This window comes from Sphaerisporangium flaviroseum (assembly GCF_039537005.1).
GTDB classification, from domain to species: domain Bacteria; phylum Actinomycetota; class Actinomycetes; order Streptosporangiales; family Streptosporangiaceae; genus Sphaerisporangium; species Sphaerisporangium flaviroseum.
On record NZ_BAAAZR010000020.1, the window covers coordinates 13,467 to 27,223 of the forward strand.

Genomic DNA, 13,757 nt, shown 5'->3' on the forward strand with positions numbered 1-13,757 from the left:
CTCTCAGGCACGGTCAGCGCGACGCCGGCCGCTTGCCGTGGTTGGCCTTCCTCTTCTTGCGTGCCCGGCTCTTGCGCGCGCGTCTGGCCATCTCGCAGTCCCTTCGCGTACGGTTCGTGCACCCACATTGCCCGGGCGGCCGGTCGCGTACAAGGCCCAACCTGAGACCCGGGCGGGCCCTGCGGTGGCCCTGTCGTTACCCCGGTGTCGCCGGTTCGCCCGCTGCCGCCATCATGTTCAAACATTGCTGTGGTAGTAACGTGCAATAATTTGTTTGAATCTGTTGAAGAGGAGAGGCGATGCTGGCCCAGCAACGGCAGCAGGCGATCCTCGAGCGTGTTCGCAGGAACGGCGCCGCACGGGTCTCCGACCTCGTGCGCGAGCTCGGGGTGTCCGATATGACGATCCGCCGCGACCTGGAGGTCCTGGCCGAGCGTGGGCTGATCGAGAAGGTGCACGGTGGCGCCACGGCCACGGGCACCGGTTCGACGGAGGAGCCCGGCTTCGCCGCCAAGTCCGTGCGCCAGCAGCCCGAGAAGGAGGCCATCGCCCGCCGTGCCGCCGAGCTCGTGCGCCCCGGCACCTCCGTCGCGCTGTCGGCCGGCACGACGACCTGGACGCTGGCCCACCAGCTCGTGGACGTCCCCGGCCTGACCGTCATCACCAACTCCGTCCAGGTCGCCGACGTCTTCCACCGGGCCGGGCGTCCCGACCAGACCGTGGTGCTCACCGGAGGCGTACGCACGCCGTCGGACGCGCTGGTCGGCCCCGTCGCCGTGGCCGCCATCCGCGAGCTCAACGTCGACACGCTCATGCTGGGCGTGCACGGCATGAACCTCAGAGCGGGGTTCACCACGCCGAACCTGCTGGAGGCCGAGACCGACCGCGAGCTTGTCGCGGCGGCGCAGCAGCTCGTCGTGCTAGCGGACCACACCAAGTGGGGCACCGTTGGCATCAGCACGATCGCCAAACTCGAGGAGGCCCATGTGGTGATCAGTGACACGGGTCTGCCCGAAGAGGCGACAACGGCGCTGTCCGACCAGGTCGGCACCCTGCTCCTCGTCGACCCCGCCACGACCGCACAGGCGGTGGCCCAGTGAAGCGCACGGTGACCCACCTCGCCGACGGCCGCGAGCTGATCTACTTCGACCGCCGCGACGACGCGGACCGCAGCGCGGTCGACACCCGCGAGCTGCCCCCGCGCCCGCCGGCCTCCGAGCTCCGCTACGACCCGCTGTTGGACGAGTGGGTCGCCGTCGCCGGTCACCGGCAGAGCCGTACGTTCCTGCCGCCCGCCAACGAGTGCCCCCTGTGTCCCTCGGCGCCGGGCCGGGCGACCGAGATCCCCTCCCCCGAGTACGACGTCGCCGTCTTCGAGAACCGCTTCCCCTCGTTCAGCTTCCACACCGGTGACTACGAGCAGGTCGGCGGTCTGAGCGAGGTACGGCCCGGCCTTGGCCGGTGCGAGGTGGTGTGCTTCACCTCCGAGCACGGATCGTCCTTCTCCGCGCTCTCGCCCGAGCAGGTCGACCTGGTCCTTCAGGCTTGGGCCGACCGCACGGCGGAGCTCGCGGCGCTTCCCGGTGTGGAGCAGGTGTTCTGCTTCGAGAACCGCGGCGCCGAGATCGGGATCACGTTGTCCCACCCCCACGGCCAGATCTACGCCTATCCCTACGTGACCCCGCGGACCCGGCAGATGCTGGCCTCGGCCGAGAGGTACCAGGAGCGGACGGGAAGCAACCTGTTCGCCGACGTGCTGGCGGCCGAGCGGAAGGCCGAGACCCGCGTAGTGGCGTCGAACGACCACTGGACGGCGTTCGTGCCCGCGGCGGCCCGGTGGCCGTTCGAGGTCCATGTCTACCTCAACCGCCAGGTTCCCGACCTGAACGCGCTGGACGACGAGGAGCGGGCCGCCTTCGGCCCTCTCTACACCGATGTGCTGCGGCGGCTCGACGGCCTGTTCGGCGTGCCCATGCCGTACGTCGCGGCCTGGCACCAGGCCCCGGTCCGCACCGGCCGCGACCTCTCCTACCTGCATCTCGAGCTCTTCAGCATCCGGCGGGCGCCGCAGAAGCTGAAGTATCTGGCCGGGTCGGAGTCCGCCATGGGCGCCTTCGTGAACGACGTTCTCCCCGAGGAGGCGGCTCGCCTGCTCAGGGCGCAGCAGATCCGGTAGTCAACAGCGCCCCAAGTCGCCATAAACATGCCTTTACCACTACTATCCATCCCACACCGGCTGTAGCAGCCGGTGTGCCTAATCCCGGGTGCCCCGCCTGGGAACCGGGGACCCATTGGTTCTTGGGGTGAATCCACATCGTGGTAGGGCGACTCCGGCCCGAACCCGTCAGCTAACCCGGTCGGCAGATGGAGAGGAGCGGGCTCTGCCCCCGACTTCCCGCCGCCAGGCCTCCGTGGCCGTCGGCGTTCTGACCATGGCCGGCCTCCTGCTCGGCCCCGTGCCCGCGGTGAACGCGGCACCCAAACCCACAGAGAAACAACTCAAGTCGCAGTTGGCCTCGCTCGGCAAGAAGGTCGACAAGCTGATCACCGAGTACAACGCCAAGCGCGTCGCCGTGGCCAAGGCCAAGTCGGCCGAGAAATCGGCACGAGAACGCCTCGGATCCGCCGAGAAGGAGCTCACGGCCGCGCAGGGTCAGGTCGGTGACATCGCCCAGCTCCGTTACCAGGCGGGCGGCCTCGGCATGGTGGGCGAGCTCATGTCCCCCGGATACGGCGACGCCGCCATGCTGCAGCAGCTCCAAGCCGAGCAGACCGCCAAGATCGCCGGGTACACGTCGGCGCGAGACACCCGCAAGAAGGCCGCCGACGACGCGACCAAGCTGACCGAACAGCTGCGGCAGGACGTCGTCGAGGTGACCGGCCAGCGCAAGGACGCCGAGAAGCTCATCGGCCAGATCAAGAACAAGCTGGACCAGCTCATCCCGACCGCGCCGGGCAAGCGGGCCAACGGGGCATGGGCCCCCGAACTGCCTTCGGGGAGCGAGAACATCACCCCCAGGACCCGCCTGATGCGGGCACAGGTCAAAAGCCACTTCGCGCTGAACTTCCCGGTCGGTTGCTACCGCCCCGAGAACAGCGGCGAACATCCGGTGGGCCGTGCGTGCGACTTCATGCTGAGCTCCGGCGGCGCGCTGCCCTCGGCCGGCCAGGCCGCGCTGGGCGACCAGATCTCCGCCTGGGCCATCAAGAACGGCCGCAAGCTGGGCGTGAAGTACGTGATCTACAAGCAGCGGATCTACAACCTGGGCTTCCCCGGCTGGCGTCCCATGAGCAACCGCGGCGGGACCACGGCGAACCACTTCGACCACGTCCACATCTCGATGTACTAGAGCCAGCGGATCAAGAACCGTACGAGCGGCTCAGGACACATCCAGGCACCGGGCGAGCTGGCGCACGGAGCAGATCGCCGAGGCGATCACCGACGTCACCGCGTCCGGGTGCGATATCAAGGTCAGGTGGGACCCGCCCTCGAACCGGGTGATCTTCGAGCGTGCCCGGCGGGCCATCGACAGCTCCGACGACGGGGCGATGATCCGGTCGGTGGTGCTGATGCAGTACCAGGACGGGATCGTCTTCCACGCCGCGGCCTCGCTCGTGCCGTCGTGGCCGCGTGGGCGCCGGCCGTCGACGACGCCTCCACCGGCGTGGCGACCACCGCGAACGCCGCCATGAACATGATCACCTTGACGCCATGTGAACGTTTCATTCTCGCCCCCTCGATCCGACAAGAGATCTCCCCGTGGGGCCGGGATGGACGGGCGCGCGTCTGGCGAGGGATGCGTCGTTTTCGGGCCCGCCGAATACTCGCTTGAATTCCGGGACCCCGCCCGCCGAACGGCGGATCCGGTCCTCGATCGGCGGGCGGAGTCGTGGAAGGCCTCAAGCCTGCTTCGCCACGGCGGGAAAGGGCGGTGAATGCACACCGATCCGTTTCCGGTCGCTCATCGAAGACCCAGACTATTTGGCCGTGTTCACAGCGCCAAGCCGGCGCAGGTTTTCTCGACCACGGGCGGGATTTCTCCACTGCGGGGGAAATCTACCGCGACCGGAGTCGCCGGATCGGCGTGGCCGCCGGGCGTCCAAGCGGAGCCTTCGGCGGCCGGGCTTCCTGACCGGCCCCCGGCCACGCGGGAGACCAGTCAGTCGAGCCAGGCGGCGAGGGCCTTGGGGGCGATCAGCTTCCTAACCGGCCCGGCCACGCCGGAGACCGGTCAGTCGAGCCGGGCGGCGAGGGCCTTGGGGGCGATCAGCCGGTAGGCCTCGGTGACGATCTCGCTGATCTCGTCCCAGTCGGCCGGTACGTCGAGGTAGACCCCCAGCCAGCCACGATGGCCCACATACGGAGGGCGGAAGAACCGGTCGGGAGACTCGGCGACCAGGGCCTCCTGGACGCCGGGCGGCGCCGCGCACCAGAAGGCCAGGCGGTCGTCATGATGGTGGTCGGCGAACATCACGAAGGTCTTCTTGCCGCGGACGAACCAGGTGGGCTCGCCATGGCTGAGCCGCTCGCTCGTCTCGGGCAGTGCCAGACACAGGCGCCGCACTTCCTCGAGGGCCTGCGACGGTTCCCGCTTCTCCACAGGGGTCACCCTAGGGCATCGCTCAGGTGATCAGCCCGAGAGGCGGATCGGGTTGACGATGTCGGCGTAGATGAGCAGGGTGCCCATCACCAGGAGTATCGCGGCCATCGCGTACGCCAGGGGAAGCGCCTTGGCGACGTCGACGTGGCCGGGCATCGGGCGGCGGCGGACCCGGGCGTAGCCGCGCTTGAGGCCCTCCCACAGCGCGCCCGCGATCTGGCCTCCGTCGAGGGGCAGCAGGGGGATCAGGTTGAACATGCCCATCGCGAGGTTGACCCCGGCGAGCAGCTGGATCAGTCCGACGATCTTGTTCTCCACCGGGGCGCTGGACGCGGCGATCTCTCCGCCGATCCTGCCCGCGCCCACGATGCTCATCGGGCTGTCGAGCTCACGATCGGCCCCGCCGAACGCCGCCTGCCAGACCCCGACGAGCTTCTCGGGGAACCTTCCGAGTGCTTGGGCGGTGCGCTTGGTCAGGTCCCACATGACGGCGACGACGTGACCGGGGCCCTGCTTCTCAAGCACGAAGGTGGGGGTGACACCGAGGAAGCCGACCCCCTTATCGATCTTGGTCGGGTCGTCGAGCGAGGGGCGGTCCTGCGCGATCAGGTTCGTGTGCAGCGTCATGGGCTTGCCGTCACGCTGGATGACGATGGCGACCGGCCCGGCACCGTGTGTCCGGATGACCTTCGTCGCGTCTTCCCAGGTGGAGATCGGGGTGCCGGCGAGAGAGACGATCTTGTCGTTCGCCTGGAGCCCGGCCAGCGCCGCGGGGGTCTGGGGGTGGGAGGGGGTGCAGCCCTGCCCCTTGTCCCTCTCGGCCTGGGTGATGACGCACTTGGAGACCTCGGCCACGACGGGCTGGGCGACCTGGATGCCGAACCCCATCAGCACGATCGCGAACAGGATGAAGGCGAGCAGGAAGTTCATCGCCGGACCGCCGGACATGATGATGACCTTCTGCCACCACTTCTTGCGGTACAGGACGCGGTCTTCCTCGCCCGGCCGGACCTCCTCCAGCGACGCCTGCCTGGCGCTCTCGATGAGCCCCTGCCATGGGCCGGTGGACAGCGTGCGGAGCTTGTTCGGATCGTCGGTCGGCCTGGGCGGCAGCGGGCCGACCATGCGAATGTAGCCGCCCAGCGGAATCCACTTCACGCCGTATTCGGTTTCGCCACGCCGTCGCGACCACATGGTGGGCCCGAAACCGACCATGTACTGCGTGACCTTGACACCGAAGATCTTCGCCGGTACGAGATGCCCGATCTCATGCAAGCCGATGGACAGCATCATCCCGAAGAAGAAGATGAGAAACCCGGCCACGATGAGCCAGCTCATAGGTGCGACCCCTACCTGCGGTGAAGATGCCTTCTGTTTACATTGCCCCGTCTGAGCGTAACCGAACTCGGCGACAACTCCGGCCCGACCGCGAAATCCTCACCAACGACCAACCGTAGGAGTGACTTGCGCGGCGTGGACCGAATCGGGAGACTGCATTGACGGTAAGCAATCATGTAGACACCGTGGGATATGAGCTGGCGAAGAGATATTTGCCGGGTCTGTTCCTAGGCTATGCAAGGGAGCACCTTGATACGCATCCTGGTCGCCGAGCATCTCCCGCTGGTACGACGTGGGCTGGTGGCATCGCTGAACGGGGAGAAGGATCTCATGGTGGTCGCCGACGTCGCCTCTGGTGCATACATCGTTCCGGCAGCCCTGGAGCTCGACCCGGACGCCGCGGTGATCGACGTGGACCTTCCCGATGTCGACGGGCTCACCGCCGCCGCCCGCCTGCACGAGAAGGCGCCTCGCTGCAAGGTGCTCCTGCTGTCCGGGCAGCCCAATCCGGGTCAGGTGCGCCGGGCCTTCGCCGCCCACGCCCTCGGCTTCCTCAGCATCGACGTGGCGCCGGAGCACCTGGCGGACGGCATCCGGCGGGTGGCCGCCGGGCGCAAGGCCGTCGACTCCGACCTCGCCATCGCGGCGCTCACCTCTGCGGACAATCCGCTGACCCCTCGGGAGCTCGACGTGCTCCGCATCGCGGCGCACGGTGCGCCCTCCAAGGAGATCGCAGCCAAGCTTTATCTATCCGTGGGAACGGTCCGAAACCACATGTCGCGGATCATCTGCAAGACCGGAGCGACCAATCGGACCGAGGCCGTGCGCATCGCGGCCGAGGCCGGGTGGCTCTAGCAGAAGGGTCTGGCGGCGGTACGGTTCACGGACGCCAGATGAGGATGAGCGCGCAGTCGTCGTTGTGCCCGGCGGACATGGAGTTCACCAGTGGCCGCGCGCCGTCGCGGAAACCGGAGGGCACGAGCCGCTCGGCCTCGCCGAGGAGGCGGTCGAGCCCCGAGTCGATGTCGCGCCCCGGCTGCTCGATGAGACCGTCGGTGTACAGCATGAGCGCGTCGCCCTTGTGCAGCACGCCGCTGTCGGGCTCGCAATGCAGGTCGGGCACCACGCCCAGCACCACGCCCTTGGCGGCCGACACCTGCCAGGTGCCGGTGCCCGCGTCGAACTTGACCACGGGCGGGTGACCCGCCGAGGTGATCTCGTACGCCCCGGTGGACAGGTCGAGCCGCAGGTGGACGGCGGTGACGAACCCCTCCCCTTCCGGCTGGCGGTGGAGGTAGGCGTTGCACGCGGGCAGGAAGGAGTCGACCGAGCCGAGCAGCCCTCCGAAGGTGCCCGAGAGCATGAGCGCGCGGGTGCCGGCGTCGACGCCCTTGCCGGACACGTCGACCAGCGCGATCTCCAGGATGGAGCCGTGGCGCATGGAGACGAGGAAGTCGCCGCCGAACGACGAGCCGCCGGCCTGCTTGAGCACGACGCGGGAGCCCCAGTCTTTGGCGGGGAGCTGGGGCAGCTCTCCCTGCCTCTTGAGCCGGTCGCGCAGTTCCAGCAGCATGGCGTCGCCGCGCAGCCCCTGCACGCCGAGCTTGCCGCGCGTGCGGGCCATCAGGAACGCCAGGACCGTGGTGAAACCGATGGTCACGAGCAGGCCCGCGCCCACGGAGCGGGCCCCGAGGACGGCGGCGACGTACGCGAGGGCGACGCCGACCACGCCCACCAGGACGACCAGGCTGCGCAGGCGGAGCTGGAGGCCCCCCACCAGGGTGACCAGGATGAACAGGCTCGGCGAGAACCACTCGGTGGAGACCCTCGCGGCCAGCCCGCCGAGAAGCAGGGTGAGGACGCTCAGGGTGATGAGGAGATTCCGGTCGCGCGCCAGCGGTCCCCTACGCAGGAAGCGCACGATCGGCACCAGGAACGGGATGCGAATCAAGATCGCGCGGAGCCGTGGGGGGATCAGCGGCGCCGGACGGGAAGTCATGATGCACCTGACTCTATCTGCCCGTCTGCACTTTGGGCAGCCGACTTGACCAAGACCTTGATCATTAAACGGGGATATTAGGTGGCCGATCCGGTTTGCCCGGCCATAACGTTAATCGGATGAACAAGGAACCAGGCAGGCCGCTGAGCCCGGTGATCCGCCCCATCAAGGAATCCGAGTGGCCCCAATGGGTTGAGATGGACGAAGAGGCGTTCGTGGAGGACTCCTCGGGCCCCCGTGCCGATCGATTCAAGGCGACGGTCGAGTTCGACCGATTTCTCGGCGCCTTCGAGGGTGACCGGCTTGTCGGCAGCACCGGCGGGCTGAGCTTCACCATGACCGTCCCAGGTGGTCCCCGCCGGGTGTGCGGCGTCACGGTCGTCGCGGTGGCGCCCTCCCACCGGCGTCAGGGCATCATGTCCGGGCTCATGCGCAGGCAACTCGCCGACCTGCACGAGAACGGCGAGGCCATCGCGGTGCTGTACGCCTCCGAGGCGGGCATCTACGGCCGGTTCGGGTACGGCAGGGCCGTCGACAACCTGTTCTTCCGCATTCCCAAGCGGGGCTCGGAGTTCGCACGGCACGCCCCGGAGGACCCCTCGCTCAGGTTGCGCGTCGTCCGGCCCTCCGCCGCCAGGGGCGACATCGAGAAGGTCTTCGACGCCGTGCTCACGACCCGCCCAGGCCTGTACGCCCGGAGCGAGGCCCGGTGGAACCTGGTGCTGGCCGACGACGAGATCGCCAGGCGCGGGGCCACGTCCCAGCGCTGCGTGATCGCCGAGGACGAGACGGGACCGCGGGGATACGCCCTCTTCCGGATCAGGCCGTCGTTCACCGACCACGACGTGCCCGACGGTGAACTACTGCTCAGCGAACTGTTCGGCCTGGACCCCGCGGCCTACGCCCTCCTGTGGCGGCACGTGCTCGACCGGGACCTGTGCTCGCGGGTGTACGCCTGGAACCGGCCTTCCGACGACCCGATCATGCACCTGCTCGCCGAGCCCCGCCTGCTGAACGCGGGCTGGCTCGACGAGATGTGGGTGCGCGTCGTGGACGCCGGCAGGGCGCTGCCGGACCGTGCCTACGCCGCTCCCGTCGACGTGGTCATCGACCTCGAGGACACGGTCTGCCCCTGGAACGCGGGACGCTGGCGGCTGTCCGCGGACACCTCGGGGGCCACCTTCGAGCGTACGACCGAGGCCGCCGACCTGGAGCTTCCCGTCAGCGTGCTCGGGGCGGCCTACCTCGGTGGGCGGACACTCGGGGCCTACGAGGCCGCCGGCGTCATCCGGGAGGCACGGCCGGGTGCGGTGCGAGCCCTGTCGGCCGCGATGTCGTGGGACACCAAGCCGTGGGGCGGTCTCATCTTCTGAGAAGGGTGCGACGGGTCTCGTGCGATCGGCGGGCCGCGTTCTAGGATCTGGGCATGGCACTGCAGAGCTTGCAGATCACCTCGATCACGGCGATGAGGGCGCGCGATGTCTCCCGCCCGACCGCCGAGCAGCAGGACGCCGCCGACAGGCGGCCCCTGCGCGACGAGACCCCTCGCAGGGCCGAGCCGTCACGAAAGGCCGAGCCGCAGCGGAAGATCGAGGCCCAGCGGAAGCCTGAGCCCCGCCGCCGTAAGGACGGCTAGCGCCCGGCCGCTACGGCAGGGGCGGTATCCCGCCGGTGGTCTCGTACGCGAGGATCTGCTCGATCCGCCGCCGGTGCCTTTCGTCCCCGGAGAACGCCGTGCCGAGGAACACCTCGACGAAGCGTGTGGCGTCCTCCAGCGAGTGCATGCGCGCGCCGAGGCTGATGACGTTGGCGTCGTTGTGCTTACGGGCGAGCGAGGCGGTCTCCTCGCTCCAGGCAAGCGCCGCGCGGATGCCGCGCACCTTGTTGGCCGCGATCTGCTCGCCGTTGCCCGAGCCGCCGATGACGACGCCGAAGCTGCCCGCTTCGCGGGAGACCCCCTCGGCGGCGCGGAGGATGAAGGCCGGATAGTCGTCCTCGGCGTCATAGACGAAGGGGCCGTCGTCGACGACCTCGTGGCCGTGATCTTTCAGCCAGGAGACCAGATGGTTCTTGAGTTCGTAGCCGGCGTGGTCGGCGGCGATGTGGACGCGCACGCGACCCATTGTCGCAGCCTCGTCCGTCACCGGTCCATCGGGCCGCGCCGCGAGAAGGATCATCTCCTGAGTCAGGGGCCCCACCGGCGGGGATTCCGTTACAGTAATAGGCGGTTAGCCAGACGGCCCCTTACAGGAGAGTTCCATGCGTGAGATCCGCGTGATCGGTGACCCCGTCCTGCGCACCCCCAGCGAGCCGGTCACGGACTTCGACAGGGAACTGCGGCGGCTGATCGACGAGATGATGGACGTGATGTACGCCGCCGACGGCGTCGGCCTGGCAGGGCCCCAGATCGGCGTGCCGAAGACGCTGTTCGTGTACGACGCGAGCGGGCGCAAGGGCCACGTCGTCAACCCTCGGCTCGTCGTCGACGACGCCGAGGAGGTCGTGGACGAGGAAGGGTGCCTGTCGGTGCCGGGCCGCGACACCGGCAAGCCGCTGTACGCGAAGACCCCCCGCGCCGCGGGTGTGACCGTCACCGGCTTCGACCGGCTCGGGCGGCCGGTCAAGATGAAGGCGCGAGGGCTGCTGGCCCGCTGCTTCCAGCACGAGTACGACCACCTTCAGGGCCTGCTCTACGTCGACCGCCTGGCCAAGGACGCGGCACGGAAGATCCTGCTGCAGGCCCCCTGAGCCCCGCTCACGACCGGCCGAGCTTCAGGACCCTTCCCAGGCCGCCCAAGGCCTGCTCCAGCCCCGGAGAGACCCGCCTCAATCCGTCGAAGGAGCCGCCGGCACGGCCTCCCCGGGCCGCCGGCGTAGCCGCAGCAGCGGCCGCGCCGCCAGGCCGAGGCCCGCGAGCATCAGCCCCGCGACGACCACCCACTCGTTGGAGCCGCCGGGGCCGTAGACATAGCCGCGCCGGCCGACGTCGAAGGCGGGGGACGTGGCTCCGGGGGTGAACGTCCCGCGCTCACTGCCGTAGAAGGCGATGCCCTCCCGGACGACCTTGCCGTCACCTGACCGGAACGTCCCGATCCACGAGCACTGTTCGTGGCCGGGATGCTGGACGCATTCGGCCCGCTGGGCGGTGAAGGTGCCCCGGACCCCGTCTCCGCGAAGGACCGCGACGACGGGACGGGCGTTCTGCGCGGCGAGCACGATGAGCAGAACGCCGGCCAGTGCCAGCGCGATGTCGAACGCGCCGATCCGGCGGCGGGCCTGACCGCCCGACGGCTTCATCAGGACCGCCCTCCGGGCTATAGCTGCAAGGACTTGACCTCGAGGTACTCCTCCAGCCCGAACTCCCCGAGCTCGCGGCCGTTGCCGGACTGCTTGTAGCCGCCGAACGGGGCCGAGGGGTTGAACCGCCCGCCGTTGACCGCCACCTGGCCGGTGCGCAGCCTGCGGGCCACCGCCACGGCGGCCTCCTCGGTGGCCGCCCACACCGCGCCGGCCAGGCCGTACGGGGTGCCGTTGGCGATCTCCACCGCCTCGTCGACCGAGGTGTAGGGAATGAGCGCGAGCACGGGACCGAAGATCTCCTCCTGCTCGATCACCATGCCGGGCGCCACCCCGGCGAAGACGGTCGGCTCGACGTAGTAACCACGGTCGAGCGGCCGGTCACCGCCGCCCGCCACCAGGCGCGCGCCTTCCTCCTGGCCCCGGTTGATGTAGTGGACGACCCGGTCGCGCTGGGCGGCCGACACCAGCGGGCCGAGACGCGTGGCCTCGTCGAAGGGGTCGCCGAGTGTGTACGTGGACGCGGCGGCCACCGAGCGCTTGACGGCGTCGTCGTACTGGTCTCGGTGGACGAGCATGCGGGTCCAGGCGGAGCAGGTCTGGCCGGAGTTGATGAAGGCGTTGGCCACCCCCACCTTCACCGCCGTGCCGAGGTCGGCGTCGGGCAGGATGAGGTTCGCCGACTTGCCCCCCAGCTCCAGCGCGACGCGCTTCACCGTGTGGGACGCCAGCGCCGACACGCGCCGGCCCGCCCTGGTGGACCCGGTGAAGGAGACCATGTCGACGTCGGGATGCGCCGCGATCGCCTCCCCCACCACCGGACCGTGACCGCTCACCATGTTGAAGACGCCGGCGGGAAGGCCCACCTCGTGGAAGATCTCGGCGAGCGCGTAGGCCGCGAGAGGCGCGACCTCGCTCGGCTTGAGAACGATGGTGCAGCCGGCGGCCAGCGCCGGGGCCACCTTGCACACGACCTGGTGCAGCGGGTAGTTCCATGGGGTGATCGCCCCGACGACGCCGACCGGCTCGCGCACGATCAGGGAGTTGCCGATGCGTCTCTCGGGCTCGCCCTGCTCCTCGGCCAGCCGCGCGTAGTCGGCGAGCACCCCGGCGGGCATCAGGGTCTGCACCTTCAGCGCCAGCGCGTACGGGGCGCCCATGTCGACGGCGATGGTGCGCGCGACCTGCTCGGCACGGTCCTTGAGCAGGTCGGCGGCCAATTTGAGGATCTTGCTCCGCTCGGCGGGCGCGGTGGCCGCCCATGCGGGGAAGGCCGCACGCGCAGCGGAGACGGCCCTGTCGACGTCCTCGGCCGGGCCGGCCGGCACCCGGTCGACGACCTCCTCGGTCGCGGGGTTGACGACGTCGATGCCCTCACCTGAGGAGGACGGGACCCAGGCTCCTTGCACGTAAAGGTGACGCATGCCCTCAATCCTTGCGCGCGGAGTGCCGTTCTGCGAGGAGTCGCGCCGCCGGGCGGTGTCCGTCCACCGCCCGGCGGGAGCGCGTCCAGCGGATGTGGTCCCGCGCGGTCGCCAACATCCTGTCGCCTTCCCGATTGACAGTACGGTCAAGCTAGGGGAACGGCTTGAGTTGACCACGGTTTGACAACAAGTCGCAACCTTCGGCGGGCGCTCCTCCGGTGACGAGGCGCAGCTCAGCCGATCAGTCGAAGATCGGGTCGCGGGTGCGCGAGCGCTTCAGTTCGAAGAACCCGTCGGTACCGGCGACCAGGAGCACACCGTCCCAGAGCTTTCCGGCGTCCTCGCCCTTGGGGGTCGGGGAGACGACCGGGCCGAAGAACGCCACGCCCTCGACAGCGATGACCGGCGTGCCGACCTCCTGGCCGACGAGCTCGATGCCCTTGTTGTGCGATCGGCGTACGGCCTCGTCGAACTCGGTGGAGTCGGCGGCGGCGACCAGCGCGCGGTCGAGCCCGGCCGCCTCCAGAGCGTCCGCGATCACTTCGCGGATCGCCGCCGCCTGGTCGAACTCCTGCTCGGAGTCCCCCGGCTTGAGGCGGCCCTGGTTGTGGATCCTGACCCCCATCTCGGTGTAAAGACCGCCCAGGATGTCCTCGCCGTACTTCTCGGCGGCGGCCTGGAGCACGCGGACCGGCCCGATCGCGTTCTTGAGCATCTCGCGGTATTCGGCGGCGATGTCCTTGTCCTCGTTGAGGACGGCGAGGCTCATGATGTGCCAGCGCGGTTCGACGGGGCGTATGGCCTGCACTTCCAGCAGCCAGCGGGACGTCATCCACGCCCACGGGCAGAACGGATCGAACCAGAAGTCCACGGGGGTTCGCTCAGTCATGGCGCCAGCTTTCTAGGTAGCGGTTCCGATTGCTTTCCTCCACGCAGCCACAACCGGGTCCGTGATGATTTATTCCTCTCTGTCCCGATAGGAACAATGAGAGCCGGGGGCTCGTCTGGGTACCACCTCTGTCATCCCCTCCCCGGATCGCAACCCCTTCGTGGCCGGGCGTGCCTCCCTACCAGTGCGGCATCAGGGCGCCCGACGTG

Annotated in this window: 16 protein-coding genes and 1 riboswitch; of the genes, 7 read left to right on the forward strand and 9 right to left on the reverse strand. The window is 69.2% G+C overall.

Features of this window, described 5'->3' with window-relative positions:
* Positions 1-13: 13 nt before the first annotated feature.
* Positions 14-91 (reverse strand): 50S ribosomal protein bL37, encoded by a 78-nt coding sequence (locus tag ABD810_RS41105; RefSeq protein ID WP_373869622.1) that lies wholly within the window; start codon positions 89-91, stop codon positions 14-16.
* A 208-nt stretch (positions 92-299) separates the two neighbouring features.
* Between ABD810_RS41105 and ABD810_RS25605 the strand changes: the two genes are divergently transcribed.
* The 3 genes from ABD810_RS25605 (at position 300) to ABD810_RS25615 (ending at position 3,350) form a co-directional block, all read left to right on the forward strand.
* Entirely contained in the window at positions 300-1,100 is an 801-nt protein-coding gene (locus ABD810_RS25605) for a DeoR/GlpR family DNA-binding transcription regulator (protein ID WP_344945492.1), read from the forward strand.
* Complete coding sequence (galT, locus tag ABD810_RS25610) at positions 1,097-2,176, forward strand: galactose-1-phosphate uridylyltransferase (RefSeq protein ID WP_344945495.1); 1,080 nt, start codon at positions 1,097-1,099, stop codon at positions 2,174-2,176. The genes ABD810_RS25605 and galT overlap by 4 nt, the downstream gene beginning before the upstream one ends.
* A gap of 65 nt (positions 2,177-2,241) precedes the next feature.
* Positions 2,242-2,377: riboswitch (cyclic di-AMP (ydaO/yuaA leader) on the forward strand.
* 34 nt (positions 2,378-2,411) lie between these two features.
* Complete coding sequence (locus ABD810_RS25615) at positions 2,412-3,350, forward strand: coiled-coil domain-containing protein (protein ID WP_344945498.1); 939 nt, start codon at positions 2,412-2,414, stop codon at positions 3,348-3,350.
* A 30-nt stretch (positions 3,351-3,380) separates the two neighbouring features.
* Here the strand turns inward: ABD810_RS25615 and ABD810_RS25620 are convergent, their stop codons facing one another.
* From ABD810_RS25620 to ABD810_RS25630, 3 genes are all read right to left on the reverse strand, one after another.
* Positions 3,381-3,944, reverse strand: coding sequence for an alpha/beta hydrolase (locus ABD810_RS25620; RefSeq protein ID WP_425566955.1), 564 nt, complete (start codon positions 3,942-3,944; stop codon positions 3,381-3,383).
* 288 nt (positions 3,945-4,232) lie between these two features.
* The gene (locus ABD810_RS25625; protein ID WP_344945504.1) at positions 4,233-4,601 is read right to left on the reverse strand and encodes an MmcQ/YjbR family DNA-binding protein; all 369 of its coding nucleotides are present in this window, start codon (positions 4,599-4,601) and stop codon (positions 4,233-4,235) included.
* A 30-nt stretch (positions 4,602-4,631) separates the two neighbouring features.
* Positions 4,632-5,939 (reverse strand): M50 family metallopeptidase, encoded by a 1,308-nt coding sequence (locus ABD810_RS25630; RefSeq protein WP_344945507.1) that lies wholly within the window; start codon positions 5,937-5,939, stop codon positions 4,632-4,634.
* A 249-nt stretch (positions 5,940-6,188) separates the two neighbouring features.
* On the opposite strand from ABD810_RS25630, the gene ABD810_RS25635 reads away from it, so the two are divergent.
* On the forward strand, positions 6,189-6,794 hold the full coding sequence (locus tag ABD810_RS25635; RefSeq protein ID WP_344945510.1) for a LuxR C-terminal-related transcriptional regulator: 606 nt from the start codon (positions 6,189-6,191) through the stop codon (positions 6,792-6,794).
* 25 nt (positions 6,795-6,819) lie between these two features.
* On the opposite strand, the gene ABD810_RS25640 is transcribed toward ABD810_RS25635, so the two are convergent.
* The gene (locus ABD810_RS25640) at positions 6,820-7,938 is read right to left on the reverse strand and encodes a SpoIIE family protein phosphatase (RefSeq protein WP_344945513.1); all 1,119 of its coding nucleotides are present in this window, start codon (positions 7,936-7,938) and stop codon (positions 6,820-6,822) included.
* A gap of 119 nt (positions 7,939-8,057) precedes the next feature.
* On the opposite strand from ABD810_RS25640, the gene ABD810_RS25645 reads away from it, so the two are divergent.
* Together ABD810_RS25645 and ABD810_RS25650 are read left to right on the forward strand one after the other, a co-directional pair.
* Positions 8,058-9,311 (forward strand): GNAT family N-acetyltransferase, encoded by a 1,254-nt coding sequence (locus tag ABD810_RS25645; RefSeq protein ID WP_344945516.1) that lies wholly within the window; start codon positions 8,058-8,060, stop codon positions 9,309-9,311.
* A 53-nt stretch (positions 9,312-9,364) separates the two neighbouring features.
* Positions 9,365-9,574: a hypothetical protein gene (locus ABD810_RS25650; protein WP_344945519.1), complete on the forward strand. Its 210-nt coding sequence runs from the start codon at positions 9,365-9,367 to the stop codon at positions 9,572-9,574.
* 10 nt (positions 9,575-9,584) lie between these two features.
* Here the strand turns inward: ABD810_RS25650 and ABD810_RS25655 are convergent, their stop codons facing one another.
* Positions 9,585-10,061: a ribose-5-phosphate isomerase gene (locus ABD810_RS25655; RefSeq protein ID WP_425566956.1), complete on the reverse strand. Its 477-nt coding sequence runs from the start codon at positions 10,059-10,061 to the stop codon at positions 9,585-9,587.
* 136 nt (positions 10,062-10,197) lie between these two features.
* Between ABD810_RS25655 and def the strand changes: the two genes are divergently transcribed.
* Complete coding sequence (gene def / locus ABD810_RS25660; RefSeq protein ID WP_344945522.1) at positions 10,198-10,686, forward strand: peptide deformylase; 489 nt, start codon at positions 10,198-10,200, stop codon at positions 10,684-10,686.
* Positions 10,687-10,764: 78 nt separating this feature from the next.
* Here the strand turns inward: def and ABD810_RS25665 are convergent, their stop codons facing one another.
* From ABD810_RS25665 to ABD810_RS25675, 3 genes are all read right to left on the reverse strand, one after another.
* Positions 10,765-11,235: a hypothetical protein gene (locus ABD810_RS25665; RefSeq protein ID WP_344945525.1), complete on the reverse strand. Its 471-nt coding sequence runs from the start codon at positions 11,233-11,235 to the stop codon at positions 10,765-10,767.
* 17 nt (positions 11,236-11,252) lie between these two features.
* Positions 11,253-12,659, reverse strand: coding sequence for an aldehyde dehydrogenase family protein (locus tag ABD810_RS25670; protein ID WP_344945527.1), 1,407 nt, complete (start codon positions 12,657-12,659; stop codon positions 11,253-11,255).
* Positions 12,660-12,900: 241 nt separating this feature from the next.
* On the reverse strand, positions 12,901-13,548 hold the full coding sequence (locus ABD810_RS25675) for a mycothiol-dependent nitroreductase Rv2466c family protein (RefSeq protein WP_344945530.1): 648 nt from the start codon (positions 13,546-13,548) through the stop codon (positions 12,901-12,903).
* Positions 13,549-13,757: the final 209 nt, after the last annotated feature.

Excerpts from the sequence above, each read along its gene's own strand:
- ABD810_RS41105 (WP_373869622.1), bottom strand. The coding sequence starts at position 91 with ATGGCCAGACGCGCGCGCAAGAGCCGGGCACGCAAGAAGAGGAAGGCC.
- ABD810_RS25605 (WP_344945492.1), top strand. The coding sequence starts at position 300 with ATGCTGGCCCAGCAACGGCAGCAGGCGATCCTCGAGCGTGTTCGCAGG.
- ABD810_RS25630 (WP_344945507.1), bottom strand. The coding sequence starts at position 5,939 with ATGAGCTGGCTCATCGTGGCCGGGTTTCTCATCTTCTTCTTCGGGATG.
- ABD810_RS25640 (WP_344945513.1), bottom strand. The coding sequence starts at position 7,938 with ATGACTTCCCGTCCGGCGCCGCTGATCCCCCCACGGCTCCGCGCGATC.
- ABD810_RS25645 (WP_344945516.1), top strand. The coding sequence starts at position 8,058 with ATGAACAAGGAACCAGGCAGGCCGCTGAGCCCGGTGATCCGCCCCATC.
- ABD810_RS25650 (WP_344945519.1), top strand. The coding sequence starts at position 9,365 with ATGGCACTGCAGAGCTTGCAGATCACCTCGATCACGGCGATGAGGGCG.
- ABD810_RS25655 (WP_425566956.1), bottom strand. The coding sequence starts at position 10,061 with ATGGGTCGCGTGCGCGTCCACATCGCCGCCGACCACGCCGGCTACGAA.
- def (WP_344945522.1), top strand. The coding sequence starts at position 10,198 with ATGCGTGAGATCCGCGTGATCGGTGACCCCGTCCTGCGCACCCCCAGC.
- ABD810_RS25665 (WP_344945525.1), bottom strand. The coding sequence starts at position 11,235 with ATGAAGCCGTCGGGCGGTCAGGCCCGCCGCCGGATCGGCGCGTTCGAC.
- ABD810_RS25670 (WP_344945527.1), bottom strand. The coding sequence starts at position 12,659 with ATGCGTCACCTTTACGTGCAAGGAGCCTGGGTCCCGTCCTCCTCAGGT.
- ABD810_RS25675 (WP_344945530.1), bottom strand. The coding sequence starts at position 13,548 with ATGACTGAGCGAACCCCCGTGGACTTCTGGTTCGATCCGTTCTGCCCG.